The sequence below is a fragment of the Mycobacterium sp. smrl_JER01 genome, assembly GCF_048513595.2.
Taxonomy (GTDB): domain Bacteria; phylum Actinomycetota; class Actinomycetes; order Mycobacteriales; family Mycobacteriaceae; genus Mycobacterium.
In genome coordinates, this window is record NZ_JBLXXK020000001.1 from 261753 (window position 1) to 284083 (window position 22331).

Here is a 22331-nt window from a genome sequence, read left to right on the forward strand (position 1 = left end):
GGGATGTCGTCCGTCAGGCTCACGGTGTTCTCTCCCAGAGCAGTTCGGCCACATCGGTGCCGGCGAGGGCCTTGCGTTCGTATTTGGTCGCCGGCCGGGAAACCGAGATGGGCAACCGCGCAGTGTCCGGGCCGACCCGCCGCAGCGAGGGTTCGGCGTCGCCGACCTCGGCGATGTGCTGCGCGTAACCGGGGTGGTCGGTCGCCGCGTGCAGGACCCCGCCGGGGCGGAGCCGATCGGCGATCAACGCGACCGTATCGGGCTGCAGCAGCCGGCGTTTGTGGTGACGGGCCTTGGGCCACGGGTCGGGGAAGAACACGCGCACGCCGGTCAGCGAGCCGGGACCGAACATGTGGGTCAGGACGTCGACGCCGTCGCCGCGGATCAGCCGGATGTTGGTGACCGGGTCGGTGCCGGCGGTGCGGTCGATCGCGCTGAGCAGCTGGGCAAGCCCCCGCCGGTAGACCTCGACGGCGACGACGTCGAGGTCCGGTTCGGCCTGGGCCATCGCCAGCGTGGACGTCCCGGTGCCGCAGCCGATCTCCAGCACCACCGGTGCGGCCCGGCCGAACCACGTGTCGGTGTCGAGCAGGCCGGCCGGCGCGTCGCCGTCGCAGGCCTCGCGGCCCAGCGCCGGCCAGAGCCGGTCCCAGGTCGCGCGCTGACCGTCGGAGATCGTCGAGCGACGGGCGCGGAAGCTGGTGACCCGACGGTGGAAGTGCGGGTGCGCTCCGTCACCGGAATCCGCCGCCACGGGCATGGCGAGGTCGGATTCGGGCGTGTGCATCCGTCCATGGTCGCTCATCAAGACCGCGCTCCCTGCATCGTGTTACAGATTGATACCCAACAGTTGCCTTCCCCTGGTACCGACGGTTACCCGGTTCCTGCCCCGTGGCTGCACGGGTGCCGCGCACGAACGAAATTCGTGTCCGGGACCACCTGCGGACGGTGTCACGATGGGTGTCGAGGCGGTCGGCCCGACTGCCCGTGACCTGCGGGGGAAGCACATCTTCGTCGACGTCTTGGCCCAGTTCGCCGCCCGTACGCAGCATCCGCGCCTGCGCGCGGTCGACAAACGGCTCCGTGCCCCCGTCAGGGTAGCGGTGCGGGGACGGCGCGGCGTGGGCAGCGGCGCGGTGGCGCGGGCGCTCGACGCCACCGGGGTGCCCGCCTTCGGTCAGGGGGTTTGCGTCGTACGCGGCGCCGCCCCAGCTGAGGCCGGCGCCCCAGCTGAGGCCGACGTCCAGGTGGTGGTGATCGCCGAGGCGCTCAAGCCCGAGGATCGCGCGATGATCGGCACCGATACGCCGACCGTGATCGTGCTGAACAAGGCGGACCTGGGGGGTCGGGAACCCGGCGGGCCGCTGGCGTCGGCGGATCGCTGCGCCACCGCGATAGCCGAGCTGGTGGGGCTGCCGGTGGTGCCGATGGTCGCCCTGCTCGCCTCGGCCGAGATCGACGAGCAGGACGCCGCGGTGCTGCGGGCATTGGCCGCCACCCCGGTGGACATGACCTCGACCGATGCGTTCGTGGCGGCCGAGCACCCGGTGCCGCCGCAGCTGCGGCACCGCCTACTGCGCCGGCTGGACCGCTTCGGGATCGCGCACGCGGTGCTCGCCTGCGTCGACGGGGCCCCGCCGGCCGCGATCAGCGAGAGCCTGCGGGCGCTCAGCCGCGTCGACCGGCTCGTCGAGAGCCTGGCCGCGATAGAGGCCGAGGTCGGATATCGACGGGTCTGCGCCGCACTCGACGACCTGAGCCGGCTTGCCGCCGAAAGTCGTGACGACGAGCTGGCGGCATTTCTCGTCTCCGACGAGGTGGTCATCTCCGTGATGGCCGCCGCGGTCGCCGTGGTGGAGGCGGCCGGCGAGCCGGTCGACCGTGGCGACGATCCGCAGGCCCACCAGCGGCGGGCGGTGCACTGGCGGCGCGACGCTGCCGGCGCCCTCGACGACGTCCGGCGGCGTTGCGGTCGTGACATCGCACGTGGTTCGCTGCGGCTGCTGGGCCAGGTCCGGTGACCGGGCCCAAGCTGATGCCCAAGCTGGTGTTGGTGGCGGGACCGCCGCGCGCCGGGGTCACCGCCATGGTCGACGAGCTGCGCCGCCGCATGCCGGACAACCGGTTCCTCGAGGACGTCGACGAGGGATGTCCCGGCGCCCCCTCGATGGTGCTTCTGGTGTTTTCGGCGGTCGCTGCGATGTCCGAATCGGATTGTGCGCTCGCCGAATCGGTGGCCGAGACGACCGCGGCTGTGGTGGCGGTGGTGTCGAAGATCGACGACCACCGGGACTGGGCGGGCGTGCTGGAGCAGGACCGAGAGCTGCTCGCCGTCCATGCCGCGCGTTTCCGTGACGTTCCGTGGACCGGTGCGGCGGCGTCACCCCGCCTCGGTGAACCCCGCATGGACGACCTCGTCGCCGTGATCGCCGAGCAACTGGGTGATCCCCATCTGCTCGCGCGAAACACACTGCACGCCCTGAGTTCTCGTGAGCGATTACTGGCCGCCGAGCGGGCCCGGCTGGTGCGTGGCAGCCGGGCCCGGGCTGCGCGCCGTGCGGCCGACCGCCGCGCGGTCGTGACGAGAGCGCGGCTGGCAGCGACCCACATGGCGCGCAGACGGTGTGGCGCGTTGCGCGCCGATCTGCTCGCCGAGGTGACCTCGGTGAGCCGTTATGACATGGCCGGTTTCGTGCACCGAACGCAACGGCGCAGCGCCGAGACCCTGGCCGCGGTCGAGGCGGATGTCACCGCGCACACCGTTGCTGCGGTCCCGGGCTCGGCTGCGGGCACGGTGGTCCCGGGCAGCCGTGGTCCGGCGGCGGGGCTCGAGCTCCCGCGACCGGCGTTGAACGGTCGCCGACTTGAGACGCGACTGATGGCCGTACTCGGGGCGGGCTTCGGTCTCGGTGTCGCGGTGGTGGTGGCCCGGTTTCTGACCGGGATCGCGCCCTGGCCGGCGCCGGGTGCCGCGGCGGTCGGCGCCGTCATCGGAGCGCTGACCGCGGCGTGGGTGATCCGGACACGTGCGCTGCTGCACGATCGCGCCGTGCTGGAGCGGTGGACCGCCGAAGGTATGGCCGCGTTGCGCGCCGCGGTCGAAGAGCGGGTGGCCGACCGGATGCTGTCAATCGAGACCGCGATCCTGTCCGCAGGCGCCATGGCCGACGAGGATGCCGATGCGGGTCTGCGGATCGCTGCGATCGAGGCCGAACTACGGGGGCTGACGCTGACGCGCGAACGGCTCCGGCGCACCGGAAACGTGTTACCGGCCAGTAGATCGCCCGGTGGCGGCCATCTGAATCGTTCCTGTGAGTGAATGGACATACTCCGGAATTCCCGAGGGTATGTCACCCGCGTTAACCTCAGTACACAGTGACGGCCGCGGCTGCCAGCGAATCCGGGCCCTCGGGCCCCGGTCCCGGTGCCCGCGTCCTGGCAGGCCTTTCGCAGATGCAGGGAGACGACACGCATATGACCGCAGCGACCATTCCGGGACTCGACAACGCACCCACCAAGCACCAGGGTCTGCTGGCATGGGTCCGCGAGGTCGCCGAGCTGACCCAGCCCGACCGCGTCGCCTGGGCCGACGGGTCCGAGCAGGAGTATGAGCGGCTCTGCGCGCAGCTGGTCGAGGCCGGTACCTTCCAGAAGCTGAACCCGGAAAAGCAGCCGAACTCGTACCTGGCGCTGTCTGACCCGTCCGATGTGGCGCGCGTGGAGTCGCGCACCTTCATCTGCTCGCAGCGCGAGATCGACGCGGGCCCCACCAACAACTGGATGGACCCGGGCGAGATGCGCGGGATCATGACCGATCTGTACCGGGGCAGCATGCGGGGACGCACGCTGTGGGTGGTGCCGTTCTGCATGGGACCGCTGGAGGCCGAGGATCCGAAGCTCGGTGTGGAACTCACCGACTCCGAGTACGTCGTGGTGTCGATGCGCACCATGACCCGGATGGGCAGCAAGGCCCTGGAGAAGATCGGCGAGGACGGCTTCTTCGTCAAGGCGCTGCACTCGCTGGGCGCCCCGCTGGAGGAAGGCCAGGCCGACGTGCCCTGGCCGTGCAACGACACCAAGTACATCACCCATTTTCCGGAGACCCGCGAGATCTGGAGCTACGGCTCCGGCTACGGCGGCAACGCGTTGCTGGGCAAGAAGTGCTACTCGCTGCGTATCGCCTCGGCGATGGCGCACGACGAGGGCTGGCTCGCCGAGCACATGCTGATCGTCAAGCTCATCTCGCCGGAGGACAAGGCTTACTTCATCGCCGCGGCTTTCCCATCGGCGTGCGGCAAGACCAACCTCGCGATGCTGCAGCCCACCATTCCGGGTTGGCGCGCCGAGACCGTCGGCGACGACATCGCCTGGATGCGGTTCGGTAAGGACGGCCGGCTCTACGCGGTGAACCCCGAGTTCGGTTTCTTCGGTGTCGCACCGGGCACCAACTGGGATTCCAACCCGAACGCGATGAAGACCATCGCCGCGGGCAACACCGTCTTCACCAACGTCGCCAAGACCGATGACGGCGACGTGTGGTGGGAGGGCCTGGAGGGCGAGCCCGATCACCTGATCGACTGGAAGGGCAACGACTGGGTCTTGCGTGAGACGGAAACCAAAGCGGCCCATCCGAATTCGCGCTACTGCACGCCGATCTCACAGTGCCCGACGTTGGCCCCGGAATGGGACGACCCGCAGGGGGTGCCGATCTCGGCGATCCTGTTCGGCGGCCGCCGCAAGACCACCGTCCCGCTGATCACCGAGGCCCGTGACTGGCAGCACGGCGTGTTCATCGGCGCCACGCTGGGCTCCGAGCAGACTGCTGCCGCCGAGGGCAAGGTCGGCACCGTGCGCCGCGACCCGATGGCCATGCTGCCGTTCCTCGGCTACAACGTCGGCGATTATTTCCAGCACTGGATCAATGTCGGCAAGCAGGCCGACGAGTCCAAGCTCCCGAAGGTGTTCTTCGTCAACTGGTTCCGCCGCGGGGGCGACGGCCGCTTCCTATGGCCGGGCTTCGGCGAGAACAGCCGGGTGCTCAAGTGGGCCATCGAGCGCATCGAGCACACCGCCGACGGCAAGAGCACGCCGATCGGCATCGTGCCCACCGCGGCCGATCTCGACTTGTCGGGGCTCGACGTGGACCCTGCCGACGTGGACGAGGCGCTGGCCGTCAATGCCGAGGAATGGCGCGCCGAGCTGCCGCTGATCGAGGAGTGGTTCGAGTTCGTCGGCGAGAAACTGCCGACCGGCATCAAAGACGAGTTCGACGCACTGAAGACCCGCCTGGCCAAGGAGAGCTGATTTTCTGGGCCCAGCGTGCGTGTCTGCAGGCGACACGCCGGGTCCAGGCTCAACTTCACGCACGCTCGCGCCGAACTTCACGCACGCTCGACGCTCGACGCTCGATGGGGCGACGCTCGGCGCTCGATGGGGCGGCGACGCCCTCTTGACAGGTGTCAACTTTTATTCAGTAGAGTGCTGCGCATGCAGATCCGCGACACCGCCGTTGCCACCCCCGACAAGCCCGCCGTCATCATGTATCCCACGGGCACGGTCGTCACGTTCGGTGAGCTGGAGGCGCGTGCGAACAGGTTGGCGCATCTGTTTCGCGACGCCGGACTGGTCGAGGGCGATGCCGTCGCGATTCTGATGGAGAACAACGAGCACTTCCATGCGGTGATGTGGGCCGCCCGCCGTGCCGGCCTGTACTACGTGCCGATCAACACACACCTCACCGCGGCCGAGGTTGCCTACATCGTCGACAACAGCGGCGCCAAGGCGCTGATCGGATCGGTCAAGCTCATCGACACCCTGGCCGGTCTGGCGGCAGAGTTGCCCGGTGGTCTGCCGCCGGTCCGGCTGATCGCCGGCGGTACAGAATCCTCGGCGGCGGGCAGCGCGGGTGTGCTCGACGACTGGCAGAGCTACCCCGAGTGTGTGGCCGACAAACCGGACACGCCGATCCCCGACGAGATCGAAGGCGATCTGCTGCAGTACTCGTCGGGCACCACGGGACGTCCCAAGGGGATCAAACGCGAACTACCGCACGTGCCGCCCGCGGAGTCACCGGGCCTGATGGCGGCGCTGGTGTCCTTCTGGATGCGCCCCGACGCGGTATACCTCAGTCCGGCACCGCTTTACCACACCGCTCCCTCGGTGTGGTCGATGCAGACGCAGGCCGGTGGCATCACCACGGTGGTGATGGAGAAGTTCGACCCCGAGGGCGCCCTGGACGCCATCGCCGAACACAAGGTGACGCACGGCCAGTTCGTTCCGGTGATGTTCACCCGGATGCTGAAACTGCCCGAGCAGGTTCGCAACTCCTACGACGTGTCGAGTCTGGAACGGGTCATGCATGCGGCCGCACCGTGCCCGGTGGAGATCAAGAAGCAGATGATCGACTGGTGGGGGCCGATCGTCGACGAGTACTACGCCTCCTCGGAGGCGCACGGATCCACGCTCATCAGCGCCGAGGAGTGGCTCCAGCACCCGGGTTCGGTCGGCAAACCGCTGGCGGGCGTCATCCACATCGTGGGTGAGGACGGTCAGGAGTTGCCGGCCGGGCAGGCCGGTGAGATCTACTTCGAGGGCGGCTTCGACTTCGAATATCTCAACGACCCGGACAAGACAGCCTCGTCTCGGCATCCGCTGGGCTGGAAAACGGTGGGCGACATCGGATATCTCGACGACGAGGGGTACCTCTACCTCACCGACCGGCGCCACCACATGATCATCTCCGGCGGCGTCAACATCTATCCGCAGGAGGCCGAGAACCTACTGGTGACCCACCCGAGGGTGATGGATGCCGCGGTGTTCGGGGTGCCCGACGACGAGATGGGACAACGCGTCAAGGCCGTGGTGCAGACCGTCGATCCGGCTGACGCCACCGAGGAGTTCGCCGGTGAGCTGATCGCATGGCTGCGGGATCGGTTGGCGCACTACAAGTGCCCGCGTTCCTTGTCGTTCGAGGCTCAGCTCCCGCGCACCGACACCGGCAAACTCTACAAACAGGAGCTGATCAAGAAGTACTCGTGAGCGGTCCACCGAACCCGGTGTGCAGTGCGCAACGGTGGCGCACAGACCGGGGAGCGTCTAGCCCGAGCGGCGCAGTGTGACCCGGTAGGTGTACTGCTCGGGCAGGAACTCGCTGACGGCCAATTCGACCGGTCGGCCGTCGTCGTCCGCGTAGAGCCGGTCCACCCGTAACATCGAATGCCCCGGCGGGCAGGCGACCGCCGCAGCGGTTGCGGGTCCGGCGGCCGTGACGGTGATCGACTGCGCGGCCTGGGCTATCGGTTTCTCCAGATGCGGCTCGAGCAGTCCGATCACGGTGTGGGTGCTGATGGCCCCGGTGGCCAGGTTCACAGACTCGGACACCGCGCCGGCCACCGCCGGCGGGAGATGAACCACAGTGTGGCAGAACGGTATTCCCTCATGGAGACGGCGTAACCGCACCGTGTGGACGATGTCCCCGTCCTGGCGCAGCCGGCTGGCCGCGTCGATGTCCACCCGGCGGCGTAATCCGTCGATCACCTCCATCGTGGTGTCGACGGACAGGCTCATCAGATCCTCGATCGACCCGAGCTGCCGGAGATAGCGCCGGCCTTGTTCGCTGGCGTAGCTGCCGCGTCCGGGCACCCGGTACACAATGCCCTCGGCGACCAGATCCTGGAACGCCCGGCGGACCGTCTGACGTGACAGCCCGTGCCGGGCGACGAGCTCGGACTCGGTGGGTAGACGCGTCCCGTCGGGATACCGCCCGGCGGCGATGTCGTTGCGGAGACGCTCCCGCAGTACCTGATACGCCGGCGGCATCAGATACCTCCGCGGGCGACGAGTTGTGCGGCGATGACATTGCGCTGGATCTCGTTGGTGCCTTCCCCGACGATCATCAGCGGAGCGTCGCGGAAGTATCGCTCGACGTCGTACTCGGTCGAGTAGCCGTACCCTCCGTGGATTCGCACCGCGTTGAGCGCGATGTCCATCGCGACCTCGGACGCGAACAGCTTGGCCATACCGGCCTCCATGTCGGCCCGGGCGCCGCTGTCGTACCTGTCGGCGGCATGCAGGGTGAGTTGGCGTGCCGCGGTGAGTTTCGTCGCCATATCGGCGAGGTAGTGGCCGACGGCCTGGTGTTTCCAGATCGGCTGCCCGAAGCTCTCCCGGTTCTGCGCGTAGGCCAGGGCGTCTGCCAGCGCCGCCGACGCCACCCCCAATGCCCGCGACGCCACCTGAATGCGGCCGGTTTCAAGCCCTTTCATCATCTGCGCGAATCCTCGGCCGGGGACCCCGCCGAGGATGGCGGTCTCGGGCACCCGGCAGCCGTCGAACGACAGCTCACACGATTCGACCCCCTTGTAACCGAGTTTGGGCAGGTCGCGCGACACCGACAGCCCCTCGCTCGGATTGTCGACCAGCAGCACCGAAATGCCTTCGTGCCGCGGAACGGCGTCGGGATCGGTTTTGCACAGCAGCGCGATCAGACCCGAGCGTCGAGCGTTGGAGATCCACGTTTTGGCCCCGTTGATCACCAGGGCGTCACCGTCGCGACGGGCCACGGTGCTCATTGCCTGGAGATCCGACCCGCCACCGGGTTCGGTGAGCGCCATCGTCGCCCGCAGCCGGCCGGTCGCCATCGGCGGTAGGTAGCGCTGCTGCTGTTCTTCGGTTCCGAACAGGGTCAGCAGTTTGGCGACCACTGTGTGCCCGCCCATCGCGCCGGCCAGACTCATCCACCCGCGCGCCAGTTCCTGGGTCACCAGCACATAGCAGCGGGTGGACACCGGTGCACCCCCGTGCGGCTCCGGGATCGCGAGCCCGAAGATGCCGATCCGCTTCATCTGCTCGATCCAGGCCTCGGGGTAGGCGTTGGCATGCTCGACGTCGCGCACGGTGGGTCTGACGTCGCGGTCGACGAACGTGCGAACCGTCTCCACCAGCAGGGTCTCCTCATCGCTCAAGCCCGCGGCCACCGCACCTTCGCTCATCCCGACGCCTCCGAATTTCAACGTTCTCAAATGTACGGCCATTTCCACACGTCATATTAACACCGTTCCAGACCAGGTGCCAGCATGATTCGCTGTGACTTTGTACGGCCAAATATCGGGGGGTCCGCACTTCGAGGACCTTGAGGTCGGTCAGGTGTTCGACGCCGCGCCCTCGATGACCCTGACGTCCGGGGTGGCGGCGACGCACCAAGCTATCGTCGGTGACCGGCTGCGCCTGCCGTTGGACGCCGAGCTGTCCCTGGCGGTGATCGGCGCGAGCGCCCCGCTGGCACATCCGGCCCTGGTGTGCGATGTGGCGATCGGTCAGTCGACCCTGGCCACCCAGCGGGTGAAGGCCAATCTGTTCTACCGAGGTCTGCGTTTCCACCGCTATCCGGTCATCGGCGACACACTGTTCACCCGCACCGAGGTGGTGGGCCTTCGGCAGAACTCCGTCAGAGAAGGCCGGGCGCCCACCGGACTCGCGGCCCTGCGCATGACGACCATCGACGGTGTCGGCCGCCTGGTGCTCGACTTCTACCGATGCGCGATGCTTCCGCTGCGCAGCGAGACCGTGACAGGCCATGACGACGACCTGACCGGGATCGGCTCATCGACGCTACCGATGCCCGATCCCACCGCGGACTGGAACGCGGAGGCGTTCCGGGCCCGGGTCCCCGGGCAACACTTCGACCCGGGCCTGGCGGGGACTGTGCGGCGCAGCACCGCCGATGTGGTCAGCAGCGCCCCCGAGCTGGCCCGCTTGTCACTCAACATCGCTGCCACTCATCATGATTCGCGTGTCGCCGGCAGGCGTCTGGTGTACGGGGGCCACACCATCGGATTGGCGCTGGCCCAGGCGACCAGGATGCTGCCCAACCTGGTGACGGTGCTGGGGTGGGAGTCCTGTGATCACACCGGCCCGGTCTACGAGGACGACACGCTCTACAGTGATCTCACCGTCGAAGCCGCCGACCCCCGGTCGGATGGGCGAGGCGGGGTGCTGCGGTTGCGGTCCGCGGTCTTCGCGGCGGGCGCGTCACCTGCCGAGGACCGTCAGGTGCTCGACTGGCGGTTCACCGCATTGATGTTCTGAGCCGGGAGCGCGGTGGCGGCGAATGCGCCAGGAGGCGGACAGCGATCGCCGAATCCCGTTGCCGGTCAAGCTACTCGCTCGGATTCTCGGCAGTGACGGGGGCGAAGGCGGTCCGCAGCAGATCGCATTGGCTGTTGAAGAACGACTGCGAGACATCGGCCTTCGGTGCGATGCCGTCGAACCCGTGGAACGCGCCCTCGACCACCATGATCTCGCACGGGACACCGGCCTGGCGCAGGCGTTCGGCGTAGGCGAGGTCCTCGTCGTGGAAGAGGTCCAGCGTACCGACCCCGATCCAGGCCTGCGGGAGCCCGGCGAGGTCGTCGCGGCGGGCGGGTACTGCCTCGTCCGGGTCGGCGTCCCCCAGATACGCCCGCCAGCCGAAGCGGTTGCTGGACTGGTTCCACAACCGGTGCCCGGGGTGGTCGAGCCCGGTGCGGTGCACCGTGCGGTCGTCGATCATGGGATAGACGAGAAGCTGTGCGACAAGCGATATTTCGCCACGGTCGCGGGCGAGCAGGGCCAGTGCGGCGGCAAGTCCACCGCCGGCGCTGGCGCCGCCGATGGCCACCCGCGCGGAGTCGACCGACGGCAAGCGGGTGAGCCAGCCGAGTGCCGAGTAGCAGTCCTCCAGCGGGGTGGGGTATGGATGCTCGGGCGCGAGCCGATAGTTCACCGAGACGACGGTCGCACCGAGCTCGCGTGCGAAGCGCCGGCACAGCACGTCGTCCTGGGCGGCATCGCCGATGACATAGCCGCCGCCGTGGATCCACAGCAGTGCCGGGCCGGGGGTCACGCCACTCGGGCGGAACAGTCGGACGCCGACGCCGGAGGACAACGTGAGCACCTCGACGTCGTCTGGTCCCTTGTTGCTGTTCCACATCAGCCGCGACGCCGCCCGGACGAACGGGAGCGTGACCGGGGTGATCATCTGCCGGGGCAGCAGTCGGGCGCTGCGGCGAAGTTCGGGATGGAACTCGATGCGGGGCACGCGATCAGTATGCGTGCGGACGACCGGCATCGGCGGCCAACCGCGTGGCAAAAGCGCACCGCGCACTGGTATGCAGTGCGCCCCGCGCACGGGAAGCCCCGCGACCGACGTGTGAGGTGCATCACAAATTGACCACGACCGGAACAGGAGTAGACAACTTCGCTCAGATTGTCGTTTGGGGTACGGGTCCGGGGGTACGCTCGCGCAATGACGGAACGGCCGGACATCCGGTATCCCGGACCTACCCTGACTACCCGCTTGAAATGGTTGCTGAACGCGGGTCCGTCGGATTACCTGCTCGCGATGAGCGTGGCGTCCGCGTCGCTTCCGGTGATCGGCAAACATCTTGAGCCCCTCGGCGCGTTGACCGCGGCGGGTATCTGGGGCACCCGGCACGCTCCGGACTTCGTCGGCGCGCTGGCGAAGTCGCTGGTGGCACCCAACGATGCCGAGAAGAAGCGGCAGGAGCGCGATTGCACCAACGAGGTCACCGAGGCCGCGCTGCGCGGACTGTTGAGTGCCAAAGATCTTGATATCGAGTGGCCCGCGGCGCAGCGCACCCCGCCGGTCTGGAAGATGCGCGAGCACCGGCGGCACGTGCACCGGACGTCGGTGCGCTACGGTCCGCGGCCCTCGCAACTGCTCGACGTGTGGCGCCGCGACGACCTGCCCGCCGAACCGGCCCCGGTGCTGCTGTTCGTGCCGGGCGGCGCCTGGGTGCACGGCAGCCGCCAGCTGCAGGGTTACGCGCTGATGTCTCATCTGGCCGAGAAGGGTTGGGTGTGCCTGTCGATCGACTACCGGGTGGCACCGCACAATCCCTGGCCGGCTCACATCACCGACGTGAAGACCGCCATCGCCTGGGCGCGCGCCAACGTGGACAAGTTCGGCGGTGACCGTAACTTCGTTTCGATCGCCGGCTGTTCGGCCGGCGGGCATCTCGCTGCGCTGGCGGGTCTGACGGCCAACGACCCCGAGATGCAGGGCGAGTTGCCCGAAGGCTCGGACACCTCGGTCGATGCAGTGGTCGGCATCTACGGCCGCTACGACTGGGAGGACAAGTCCACCGTGGAGCGGGTGCGTTTCATGGACTTCCTGGAGCGGGTGGTGGTCAAGCGCACGTTCAACAGGCATCCGGACGTGTTTCGCAAAGCGTCTCCGATGGCGCGCGTCCACGCCGAAGCGCCACCGTTCCTCGTCGTGCACGGTACCGGGGACAGCGTGATCCCGGTGGCGCAGGCGCAGAGCTTCGTCGAACGCATGCGTGACGTCTCCCGCTCGGTGGTGGGATATGTCGAATTGCCGGGTGCCGGCCACGGCTTCGACATGACCGACGGCGCCCGCACCGGTGCTGCCGCGACAGCAATCGGCTTGTTCCTCAACCACATTCACCGAAATCAGAGCCTCATCGGGGCCAAAGAGGTTATATAGTCACCTCCGGTGGGGAAGGTGGCGCGGTGAAGAGGCTTCGTGGCTGGGACGCTGTGCTGCTGTACAGCGAGACCCCGAACGTCCACATGCACACGCTGAAGTTGGCGGTGATCGAGCTCGACGATCTGGGTGGGGCGAAGTTCGGTGTCGAGGAGTTGCGCAAGGTCATCCACAGTCGGCTCTACAAGCTCGACCCGTTCCGCTACGAGCTGATCGACATTCCGTTCAAGTTCCATCACCCCATGTGGCGGGAGAACGCCGAGGTCGATCTCGAATATCACGTGCGCTCATGCCGTGTCGACGCCCCGGGTGGGCGCCGTGAGCTCGACGAGGCGGTCGGCAGGATTGCCAGCACTGCGCTGGACCGCAGCCGGCCGCTGTGGGAGATGTACCTGATCGAAGGACTGGCAGGCGGCCGCATCGCGGTGCTGGGCAAGATTCACCATGCACTGGCTGACGGCGTTGCGTCGGCCAACCTGCTTGCGCGGGGAATGGACCTGCAGGACAGCCCGCAGGCCGACCGCGACTCCTACGCCACCGATCCGGCTCCGACCAAAGGTGAGTTGGTGCGGACGGCGTTCGCCGATCACCTCCGGCAGATCGCGAAATTGCCCGGGGTGATGCGCTATACGGCTCAAGGCGTGCGCCGGGTGCAGCGCAGTCCGCACAAGCTGTCCCCGGAGCTGACCCGGCCTTTCACTCCGCCGCCGTCGTTCATGAACCATATGATCGACGCGACCCGCCGGTTCGCCACCACCACCCTGGCGTTGGATGACGTGAAGCAGACCGGTAAGCACCTGGGCGTCACCATCAACGACATGGTGCTGGCGATGTCGGCGGGTGCGTTGCGCACGTTGTTGTTGCGCTATGACGGACGTGCAGATCACCCGCTGCTCGCCTCGGTTCCGGTCAGCTTCGACTTCTCCCGTGACCGGATTTCCGGCAATTACTTCACCGGCGTGCTGGTCAGCCTTCCGGTGGACGTCGAGGATCCGTTGGAACGGGTTCAGGGAGCGCATGTCTCGGCGGCGGTGGGCAAGGAGAGCAACAACCTCATCGGCCCCGAGTTGGTGAGCCGGTGGTCGGCGTACTTTCCACCGGCGCCGGCCGAGGCGATGTTCCGCTGGCTGTCGAACAAGGACGGACAGAACAAGGTGATGAACCTGCCGATCTCCAACGTGCCGGGCCCTCGGGAGCGGGCCAGAGTCGGAGGCGCATTGGTCACCGAGATTTACTCCGTCGGACCGCTGACGGCCGGCAGCGGGTTGAACATCACCGTGTGGAGCTATGTCGACCAACTCAACATCTCGGTGCTGTCGGACGGGAAAACCCTCGAGGACCCGCATGAACTCACCGCGGCCATGGTCGAGGAGTTCACCGAGATCCGCCGCGCGGCGGGGCTTTCGCCGGAGTTGACCGTCGTCGAAACAGCGCTTCCCAATTAGTCTCGGCCGGTCCGTGGCTACCCGGCTTTTGTGGCTACCCGGCTTTTGTGGCTACGCGGCCTCGGCGAGGGGTGTCTCCGATGATCTCTGCGCGCCCGTGGGTGTGAGTTCGGGCTGCGCACCGGGCCGTCCCCGGTATCGCGCCAGGTAGCGTTCGGCCGCTCTTCGGTCGACGTTCCCGCGGATGGGGTCGATGCCGAGAACTGTGTGGCTGTCGGGGTGTGCGGCGGCGATGTGTCGATGACGCAGGACGAAACACCCCGCCGCCAGCGCGTAACTCACGATCATCGCGGCGCCGAGCCACGGGGTCAGACTGCTACCGAACGCCAGGGCTGCGGTGAACGAACCCAGGAATACGAAGCCGATCAGGGTGGACAGATACCCGATGACCGGCAGTGGGGCACTTTCCCATGAAATGCGCATGATCACAACCTCCTTCACAATACGCTACGAGTAGCGTAGCGATACGCCCAGTGTAGCGTTGGTCTCGTCCACCCGTCCAGCAGGAGTCGTCACCAATGTCAGAGCGTCAGACCGATGAGGTCGGAGTCCGAATTCTCGACGCCGCGCTCGGGTTGCTGCGTGCGCGCGGACCCCGTGCGGTGACCATGCAGGCAATCGTCGATACGACGGGCATCGCGAAGACCACGATCTACCGTCGCCATCAGAACCGGCGGGTGCTCCTCACCGCCGCCTTACAGACACTCGGGGAGCGTCCGCCCGTGCCTGCGGATGCCGATCGTGCGCAGCGGATACGGTGGGTGATCGCACAGTCGGTCGACGTCATTGCCGACGGAATCGGCCCTGGCGGATTCGCCGCATTGTTGACCGGTGAGGATCCCGAGTTCACCGACGCGTTCCGGAGCATCCTTGCCGCCTACCGTCAACTGGCAAAGGACGCACTGCAACTCGACGAGGCGACCGGTGACACGCTCATCGACATGATCGTCGGCAGCTACGTCGCCGAACTGGCGCGCACGGGCGTCGTGGCCGACGGCTGGGACGACAATGTCGCAGCGGTGATCGCCGACCTCGTCGATACCTGACTAACTGGCCTTGGCGGCCAGCTCGCGCTGTGCGATCACCCAGGACAGGAACTCCTCGACTGCCTGCGCGGTGTAATGCGCCCGCGGCGATCCGTAGTAGAAATCGAAAGCGTGCTGGGCGTGCGGGATCTCGGCGTACACCACAGGTGACGTCGACACCGCCCGCAATTGCTCGGCGAACTCGCGTCCCTCCGGCACCGGAATGATCGAATCGTCCTGTCCGTGCAGGATGAAGAACGGCGGGGCGTCGGCGCGCAGGCGATAGCGCGGCGAGGCGTCGACGTAGACCTGGCGGTGTCTCGAGATGGGCTTCTTGACAACGAACTTCTGCAGGAAGCCGATGAACTCCCGGCGTCCGCTCCCTCGAGCCGATACCCAGTCGTAGCGGCCATAGATCGGGACGGCGGCCACGACCGAGGTGTCGGCGTCCTCGAAACCGGGCTGGAACTGCGGATCGTCGGAGGTCAGCGCGGCCAGCGCGGACAGGTGGCCACCGGCCGAACCACCGGTGATCGCGACGCAATCGGGATCGCCTCCGTACTCGGCGATGTGGTCCTTGATCCATGCCAACGCGCGTTTGACGTCGACGATGTGGTCCGGCCAGGTGTTGCGGGGGCTGACCCGGTAGTCGATCGACACGCAGATCCAGCCGTGGTCGGCGAGATGGCTCAGCAGCGGATAGGCCTGCGGGCGGCGCATCCCGATCGACCACGCGCCGCCCGGAACCTGGAGCAGCACAGGAGCTTTGCCGTGGCGGGTCAGGTCGGCGCGGCGCCAGATATCCGCCTTGTTGACGCGCAGCGGGCCGTACTGCACGACGGTCTCCACATAGCGGCGCCGGATGACGTCGTTGGGGAAGACCCCGACATAGCGCCGTCTGGCCGGCTTGGCCTTGTCGGCGATCTGCTGGTAGTCCGCACCGAGCGCCTCGCGCAGCGGTTCCTCGAAGTGCGGCTGCGCGGCGACGTTACGTCGGTGGATCAGGTGGAGCAGACCCCAGGCGATCACGGTCAGCAGCAAGGCGATCCGACCGCGTGCACCGTGGAAGTCGCCGCGCACGCCCCGCCGAACCGCATCCAGGATCGAGCCCGCGAGGTAGAGCGCCGACATCTCCGAGGTGGGCCAGCCGAACGCGAAGACCGGGATGGTGGGGTAGCCGTCGCGGGCCAGAGGGCGAACGCCATTGGCTGCGTTGAGCAACTCGGCGACCGCGCGCAGCACCGGCCGGCGCTTAACCATGTTCGGAAGTCAGGTCGGGCGATCGGTGGCGCGGCAGGCCGGGCATCGCGTCACCCGTCGGCGCGACCGCCGCCGAGGCGGTCCTGGAGATCCTTGCGCGAAATCTTGCCGGTGATGCTGCGTGGCAGTTCATCGAGAACCGTGATCTCCCTCGGAACCTTGTAATTCGCGAGGTTCTCGCGAACGTGTTGCTTGAGCGTCTCGGGGGTAGCCCCGGCTCCGGGGTTCAAAACCACGAACGCCACCAGACGCTGACCGAACTGCTCGTCGTCGACGCCGAGGACGGTGGCCTCGGCCACGTCGGGGTGGGTGGCCAGGGTCTTCTCCACCTCGACGGGGTAGATGTTCTCTCCGCCGGAGACGATCATCTCGTCGTCGCGCCCGACCACGAAAAGCCGCCCGGCTCCGTCGAGGTAGCCGACGTCGCCCGAGCACATGAATCCCTCGTGGAACTCCTTGGTCTTACCCGAGGTGTACCCGTCGAACTGCGTCGAGTTCCGCACGTAGATCGTGCCGACCTCGCCGGCGGGCAACTCGTGCAATTCGGCGTCGAGGATGCGGATCTCGGTGCCCTCGGCCGGACGGCCCGCGGTGTCGGGCGCAGCGCGCAGATCGCGCGGCGTCGCGGTGGCGATCATGCCGGCCTCGGTGGCGTTGTAGTTGTTGTAGATGACGTCGCCGAAGCGGTCCATGAACTTGATCACCACATCGGGTCGCATCCGTGAACCCGAGGCCGCCGCGAACCGCAACGATCGCCCGCTGTACTTGTCGAGCACGTCTGCAGGCAGCTCCATGATCCGATCGAACATCACCGGTACCACGCACAGCCCGGTCGCACGGTGCGTGTCGACCAGCCCCAGAGTCGCCTCGGGGTCGAACTTACGACGGGTGATGATCGTGCACGACATCGAGGCGGCGAATGCCAGCTGGGAGAACCCCCAGGCGTGGAACATCGGCGCCGCGATCACCACCGGCTGCTCGGCCCGCCACGGGGTGCGGTCCAGGATCGCCTTGAGCACGCTCGGATCTCCCCCGGAATGCTTGGCGCCCTTGGGTGTTCCGGTGGTGCCCGAGGTGAGCAGGATGACCCTGCCCTTCTCCGGCGCGCGCTGCGGTTCCTGCCCCCCGTGTTCTGCCAGCATGGCCTCGATCGTCAGTGCCTCGACGGCGCCGTCGGCCCACGCGACGATGCGGGTGGTCTCGGGCCGCCCGGCCAGTGCCCGGTCGACGGTCTCGGTGAACTCCTCGTCGTAGACGACGGCGACCGAGCGTCCCTCACCTTCGCGTTCCACCACCTCGGCCAGTGCAGGACCGGCGAACGAGGTGTTGAGCAGCAGCACGTCGGCACCGATCCGGTTGGCCGCGATGAGCGCGTCGACGAATCCACGATGGTTGCGCGCCATCAGCGCGATGACCTCGGGCTGGCCACCCGGCAAGGCCTGTAGCGCAGCGGCGAATGCATCTGCACGCCGGTCGATCTGGCGCCAGGTCAGCACACCGAGTTCGTCGATCAGCCCGGCCCGGTCGGGGCAGCGCTGGGCGGCCGCGGCGAACCCGGAAGTGATCGCCATGTTCTCGCGCTGCATGGCGCCGGCGATGCGCAGGTACTTGTCGGGACGCATCGGCGCGATGACGCCGGCGCGGACCATCGTCGAGAGCAGGCCCAGCCCGTTGGTGACCGTGTCGGTGATTCCCATCGGCGAGCCCGGTTCAGCCCAGCACCGGGAGCCGGCGTTCCTGGGCCAGTTCGTCGAGAGCGCGCTGCATGACCCGTCGCACGTGCGCGTCGACCTCGTCGACGTCGGGGTTCTCGCCGAACTCGGCGACGATGTCGATCGGAGGCAACGCCTTCATGGTGATCTTGGCGGGCAGTGGCACGTTGACCGGTAGCACCACCGACAGCCCGAACGGAAAGCCGAAAGACACCGGCAGGATCTTGGTGCGGAACATCCGCGCCACCGGACCCAGGGCCTTGGCGATATCGGTGCCTCGGGTGAGGAACAGTTGGCTCTCCTGGCCGCCGATGCCTACCGTCGGCACGATCGGTACGCCGGCGTTGAGGGCCGCCTTCACGTAGCCGGTGCGCCCGCCGAAGTCGATCTTGTTCGCCGCCAGCGTGGGCCGGTAGACGTCATAGTCCCCGCCGGGGAAGACGACCACGACACCGCCGGACCGCAGGGCTTCGTCGGCGTTGCGGTGGTTGGCCGGGATGAAGCCGGTCTTCTTGAAGAACGCGCCGGTCGGCCCGACCATCAACATGTCGTGGCTGAGCGTGTAGACGGGCCGGTCGTAGCCGAACGTGTCGTAGAAGCCGCTGGCGAAAATCGGCACATCCATCGGGAAGAGACCGCCGGAGTGGTTCGCCACGACCAGTGCGCCGCCGTGCGGAAAGTCCTCCAGGCCGCGCACCTCGGCGCGGTGCCAGCCGCGGAGGAAGGGCTTGAGCAGGCCCATCACCCGTTCGGTGAGCACGGGGTCCCATTTGGTGATCTCGGACGTCTCGATGTCGGTCGCGCTCACGGCGGCCCCCTTTAGTGACTACGGCGTGACTACAGGTCAGACTGAAACGTGTTCTAGTTTCGCTACTCTACCCGCTGCTCACAGGCATCGACAAAGCTATGAGGAGCATCACGTGACGGAAGAATCCAGCACCGACGGGTGGGTCGTCAAGGTGGGACACCGTTTCGCAACCTTGATCATGAAAACGGCTCCGCCGTCGGGGCTGCTTGGACGGCTCCGCCGTCGGGCACTACCCCGACAGCCGCGCCTTCACGGTCCGCGTCAGGTCGTCCCCCATAATCTCGGGAGCCCCGGCGAAGAGTCCGTCCAGGGCCAACCGAGCCACCACCGCCGGATCGGTCTTCTGGTCGGCTGGGATGTCGCTGACCATGTCGGTGTCCATGTATCCGACGTGCAACGCCGCGACGTGGATTCCGCGGGGGGCCAGTTCCTCACGCACCGCGTCGGTCATCGCCCAGCCTGCAGCCTTGGCGGCGGAATAGGCCCCGCTGGTCGGGGGGTGCACCCAGGACAGGACAGACAGCACGTTGAGGATGGAGCCCCCGCCGTTGTGCTCGATGACGGGGACGAACGCGCGCGTGACGGCCAACGTGCCGAAGAAGTGCGTCTCCATCTCCAGGCGGATGTCTTCGGGCGCCCCGTCGAGCAGGCCGGCCCGCGTCGACACGCCGGCATTGTTGATGACGACGTTGACGTCGGTGGCCAGCTCGGCGGCGCGGCGCACCGAATCGGGATCGGTGATGTCGAGCTGGAGCGGCTCGACGCCCGGCAGATCGATGCTCTCGGGCCGCCGGGCCGCGGCGTAGACCTTGGCGCCGCGCGCGGCGAGTTCTTCGGCGAACCGTCGGCCGAGGCCGCGGTTGGCGCCGGTGACCAGGGCGGTGGTGTTGTCAATGTTGATCATGCCGGTGTCAACGCGATGCGACCGCGGCGCAGTCCCGGACGACAGCAAGATTGCAGCTGGCAGGTAGCCCCAAACGCTGACGGATGCGAACCGCCCGCTGTAGGTTCGAATCACTATGGCGGAACCCGGTCGGGGGATTCCGCCATAGTGCTTTCGGGATCTGCATCCGAACGCCATTGACCTCAACCGCCGTTGAGGTCGCATCATGGCGGACATGTCCATCCTGCTTGACGGATACTTCGCCCGAATCGGCCTCACCATCCCGGCGGCGCCCACTGTCGACGCGCTGCGCGACATCGTCGCGGGGCACAACCGCAGCATCCCCTTCGAAAACCTGGACCCGGCCACCGGCATCCCGGTTGTGGACCTGTCGGCGGAAGCATTGGCGGACAAGCTCATCGGACGTCGGCGCGGCGGGTACTGCTACGAGCAGAACGGGCTGCTCGGCTACGTGCTCGACGACCTCGGCTTCGGTGTGCAACGCCTGGTCGGTCGCGTCGTCTGGATGCACCACGACGACACGCTACCCGCGCAGACCCACCAGGTGCTGTCGGTGACCTTGCCCGGCGGCGACGGCCCGTATCTCGTCGACGTCGGGTTCGGCGGTCAGACGTTGAGCTCCCCGATCCGTCTCGTGACCGGCCTGGTGCAGCAGACCCGTCACGAGCCCTACCGGTTGCTCGACCATTCGGAAGGGTTCGAACTCCAGGCCCGGGTCGCCGGTGTCTGGGAGTCGCTCTATCTGCTCGACTCGAACCCGAGGCCACCGATCGACCTGGAGGTCGGCAGCTGGTACGTGTCCACGTATCCCGAGTCGGTGTTCGTCCGAGGCCTGACCGCCGCGTTGGTCACCGATGACGCGCGATGGAACCTGCGCGGCAACCGGCTGGCGGTGCATCGGGCCGGCGGCTCGGAGAAGATACGGCTCGACGGTGCGGCCGAGGTGCTCCAGGTGCTGGAAGGGCGGTTCGGCATCAACGTGGCCGACCTCGGCGACCGTGCCGACGTCGAGGCGCGCATCGGAGGGATACTCGACAGCTGAAGGGCAGCAGAAAAAGTCATGTCCCTGGTCGCGCCCGCCGACGATACTCAGAAGCCGTGACCGACGACCCCTCGCCCGAGCACCCGGCTCCGCCGGAGCCCTCTGCTCTTCGTGCAAGCAATCATCCGGACCAGACTGGCCGCGACCGGCTCCGGGAACTGCTCGACGCCGTCACCGATTCGGCCAACACCGATGTGGGCGACATGGCCCGCAGCAGTTACGCCTCGGAGTTCCACTTCTCCCGCGAGGTGCGCCGGCTGACCGGTGAGTCGCCCGCGTCCCTGCGCCGCCGCGTCATGCTGGAACGCGCGGCGTGGCGCCTGCAGCGCGGTGAGGCGGTGTCCGCGGTCGCGGCCGACGAAGGGTGGTCCTCGGCGGAGGTCTTCTCCCGGGCGTTCCGGCGGGTGTACGGGCTGCCACCGTCGCAGGCAGCCGAGGTCCACTTCCGGCTGCCCGCCCCCAACGGTCTGCATTTCCATCCGCCACAATCGCTTTGGCTGGACAGCGATCCCGGCGACAGCCCAACTCCAGGGGCGCACACATCCGACATCACCGCGCTCATGATCGACCACGACATCGCCGACACGGCGCACCTGCTCGGGCAGGCGGCACTGCTGAGCCCGCAGCAGTGGGTGGCCGAGGTCGCGCCGGGCCGGACGGTACTCGAATGGGACGGGCCCGAGCCCAGTGTAGGCGCGGTACTGGGTGCGATCGTGTGGACCAAACAGGTGTGGCTGGCGACCATCGCCGGCGACGACTTCCCCGCCCGGGCCTGCACACAACCCGAGTTCGTCGACGCCGAAACACTGGCTGCCCATCACGACGACATCGGGAAACGTTGGCGCACAATGGTCTCCGAGTACACCGCGGCGGGCCGGCTCGGCGACACGGTGATCGACGCGCTGTGTGATCCGCCGGAGTCCTTCCAGCTCTACGGCATCGTCGCGCACGTCCTCACCTATTCGGCGCACCGCCGTGAACTCGCTCGCGCCATGCTGGCCGGCCACGGCGTGACCACACGTCTCGGGGACCCACTGGATTGGATGAGAGGAAACTAGATGGCGACCGTGTACTACACCGCGTCCAGCCTCGATGGCTACATCGTCGACGAGAACGACAGCCTGGACTGGTTGGTCTCGCGCGACATCGCCGCCGACGGGCCGTTTGCGATCGACCCGTTCATGGAGACGGTGGGCTCGTTGGTGATGGGCGCCGACACCTACGAGTGGATCCTGAAGAACCACCCGGGCCAGTGGATGTACGCCCAACCCACGTGGGTGCTCACCCACCGGCCCGAAATCATCGCCGAAGGCCACGACGTGACGACGTTCGCGGGGGACGTCGCCGACCTGCACCCGGTGCTGGTGTCCGCGGCGCAGGGCAGGAACGTCTGGGTGGTGGGTGGCGGCGAGGTGGCCGCCCAGTTCGTCGCCGCCGGACTGGTCGACGAGATGATCGTCTCCTACGCCCCGTGCACGCTCGGCGCCGGATCGCGCGTGCTGCCGATCCGCTCGGAATGGGTGCTGGTCTCCTCGGCGGTCAACGCCGACTTCGTGTGCGCACACTGGAGACGGGCCTGACGCGACCGCCCCGACCGTCGTAGTGTGGCGGCAGACTCGGACAATCT

Annotated in this window: 20 protein-coding genes; 11 read left to right on the plus strand and 9 right to left on the minus strand. The window is 67.6% G+C overall.

Annotation, left to right across the window (positions count from 1 at the left end; all coding sequences use genetic code 11):
- Window positions 1-19: 19 nt before the first annotated feature.
- The gene (gene trmB, locus ACNUDN_RS01315; protein ID WP_419120262.1) at window positions 20-805 is read right to left on the minus strand and encodes a tRNA (guanosine(46)-N7)-methyltransferase TrmB; all 786 of its coding nucleotides are present in this window, start codon (window positions 803-805) and stop codon (window positions 20-22) included.
- A 151-nt stretch (window positions 806-956) separates the two neighbouring features.
- On the opposite strand from trmB, the gene ACNUDN_RS01320 reads away from it, so the two are divergent.
- The 4 genes from ACNUDN_RS01320 to fadD4 all read left to right on the plus strand — a co-directional run bounded on the left by ACNUDN_RS01320 (window position 957) and on the right by fadD4 (window position 7038).
- Complete coding sequence (locus ACNUDN_RS01320) at window positions 957-2021, plus strand: hypothetical protein (protein ID WP_419120263.1); 1065 nt, start codon at window positions 957-959, stop codon at window positions 2019-2021.
- Complete coding sequence (locus ACNUDN_RS01325) at window positions 2018-3319, plus strand: hypothetical protein (RefSeq protein ID WP_419120264.1); 1302 nt, start codon at window positions 2018-2020, stop codon at window positions 3317-3319. The genes ACNUDN_RS01320 and ACNUDN_RS01325 overlap by 4 nt, the downstream gene beginning before the upstream one ends.
- A 155-nt stretch (window positions 3320-3474) precedes the next feature.
- Window positions 3475-5304 carry a phosphoenolpyruvate carboxykinase (GTP) gene (locus ACNUDN_RS01330; RefSeq protein ID WP_419120265.1) on the plus strand — a complete coding sequence of 610 codons (1830 nt, stop codon included), beginning with the start codon at window positions 3475-3477 and terminating at the stop codon, window positions 5302-5304.
- 183 nt (window positions 5305-5487) lie between these two features.
- A complete protein-coding gene (gene fadD4 / locus ACNUDN_RS01335) occupies window positions 5488-7038 on the plus strand; it encodes a fatty-acid--CoA ligase FadD4 (protein ID WP_419120266.1) in 1551 nt (516 codons plus the stop codon).
- A gap of 57 nt (window positions 7039-7095) precedes the next feature.
- Here the strand turns inward: fadD4 and ACNUDN_RS01340 are convergent, their stop codons facing one another.
- The gene (locus ACNUDN_RS01340; protein WP_419120267.1) at window positions 7096-7818 is read right to left on the minus strand and encodes a GntR family transcriptional regulator; all 723 of its coding nucleotides are present in this window, start codon (window positions 7816-7818) and stop codon (window positions 7096-7098) included.
- Entirely contained in the window at window positions 7818-8975 is a 1158-nt protein-coding gene (locus ACNUDN_RS01345; protein ID WP_419124967.1) for an acyl-CoA dehydrogenase family protein, read from the minus strand. Before ACNUDN_RS01345 ends, ACNUDN_RS01340 begins: the two co-directional genes overlap by 1 nt.
- 109 nt (window positions 8976-9084) lie before the next feature.
- Between ACNUDN_RS01345 and ACNUDN_RS01350 the strand changes: the two genes are divergently transcribed.
- Window positions 9085-10086, plus strand: coding sequence for a MaoC family dehydratase (locus ACNUDN_RS01350; RefSeq protein WP_419120268.1), 1002 nt, complete (start codon window positions 9085-9087; stop codon window positions 10084-10086).
- 70 nt (window positions 10087-10156) lie between these two features.
- Here the strand turns inward: ACNUDN_RS01350 and ACNUDN_RS01355 are convergent, their stop codons facing one another.
- Entirely contained in the window at window positions 10157-11107 is a 951-nt protein-coding gene (locus tag ACNUDN_RS01355; RefSeq protein WP_419120269.1) for an alpha/beta hydrolase, read from the minus strand.
- Window positions 11108-11284: 177 nt separating this feature from the next.
- Between ACNUDN_RS01355 and ACNUDN_RS01360 the strand changes: the two genes are divergently transcribed.
- Both ACNUDN_RS01360 and ACNUDN_RS01365 read left to right on the plus strand, forming a co-directional pair.
- On the plus strand, window positions 11285-12508 hold the full coding sequence (locus ACNUDN_RS01360; RefSeq protein ID WP_419120270.1) for an alpha/beta hydrolase fold domain-containing protein: 1224 nt from the start codon (window positions 11285-11287) through the stop codon (window positions 12506-12508).
- Between the two features lie 26 nt (window positions 12509-12534).
- Window positions 12535-13953, plus strand: coding sequence for a WS/DGAT/MGAT family O-acyltransferase (locus ACNUDN_RS01365; protein WP_419120271.1), 1419 nt, complete (start codon window positions 12535-12537; stop codon window positions 13951-13953).
- Window positions 13954-14004: 51 nt separating this feature from the next.
- Here ACNUDN_RS01365 and ACNUDN_RS01370 read toward each other — a convergent pair whose 3' ends face one another.
- Window positions 14005-14376, minus strand: coding sequence for a hypothetical protein (locus ACNUDN_RS01370; RefSeq protein WP_419120272.1), 372 nt, complete (start codon window positions 14374-14376; stop codon window positions 14005-14007).
- Between the two features lie 95 nt (window positions 14377-14471).
- Between ACNUDN_RS01370 and ACNUDN_RS01375 the strand changes: the two genes are divergently transcribed.
- On the plus strand, window positions 14472-14999 hold the full coding sequence (locus ACNUDN_RS01375; RefSeq protein ID WP_419120273.1) for a TetR/AcrR family transcriptional regulator: 528 nt from the start codon (window positions 14472-14474) through the stop codon (window positions 14997-14999).
- Here the strand turns inward: ACNUDN_RS01375 and ACNUDN_RS01380 are convergent, their stop codons facing one another.
- The 4 genes from ACNUDN_RS01380 to ACNUDN_RS01395 form a co-directional block, all read right to left on the minus strand.
- Complete coding sequence (locus ACNUDN_RS01380; RefSeq protein WP_419120274.1) at window positions 15000-16238, minus strand: alpha/beta hydrolase; 1239 nt, start codon at window positions 16236-16238, stop codon at window positions 15000-15002. It abuts the gene before it with no gap.
- 50 nt (window positions 16239-16288) lie between these two features.
- Window positions 16289-17935, minus strand: coding sequence for an acyl-CoA ligase FadD12 (gene fadD12 / locus ACNUDN_RS01385; protein WP_419120275.1), 1647 nt, complete (start codon window positions 17933-17935; stop codon window positions 16289-16291).
- Window positions 17936-17948: 13 nt separating this feature from the next.
- A complete protein-coding gene (locus tag ACNUDN_RS01390; RefSeq protein ID WP_419120276.1) occupies window positions 17949-18758 on the minus strand; it encodes a 1-acyl-sn-glycerol-3-phosphate acyltransferase in 810 nt (269 codons plus the stop codon).
- Between the two features lie 229 nt (window positions 18759-18987).
- On the minus strand, window positions 18988-19662 hold the full coding sequence (locus ACNUDN_RS01395) for an SDR family oxidoreductase (RefSeq protein WP_419120277.1): 675 nt from the start codon (window positions 19660-19662) through the stop codon (window positions 18988-18990).
- Window positions 19663-19876: 214 nt separating this feature from the next.
- Between ACNUDN_RS01395 and ACNUDN_RS01400 the strand changes: the two genes are divergently transcribed.
- The 3 genes from ACNUDN_RS01400 to ACNUDN_RS01410 all read left to right on the plus strand — a co-directional run bounded on the left by ACNUDN_RS01400 (window position 19877) and on the right by ACNUDN_RS01410 (window position 22284).
- A complete protein-coding gene (locus ACNUDN_RS01400) occupies window positions 19877-20704 on the plus strand; it encodes an arylamine N-acetyltransferase family protein (protein WP_419120278.1) in 828 nt (275 codons plus the stop codon).
- A 158-nt stretch (window positions 20705-20862) separates the two neighbouring features.
- Window positions 20863-21762, plus strand: a complete 900-nt coding sequence (locus ACNUDN_RS01405; RefSeq protein WP_419124968.1) for a helix-turn-helix domain-containing protein — start codon at window positions 20863-20865, stop codon at window positions 21760-21762.
- On the plus strand, window positions 21763-22284 hold the full coding sequence (locus ACNUDN_RS01410) for a dihydrofolate reductase family protein (RefSeq protein WP_419120279.1): 522 nt from the start codon (window positions 21763-21765) through the stop codon (window positions 22282-22284).
- Window positions 22285-22331: the final 47 nt, after the last annotated feature.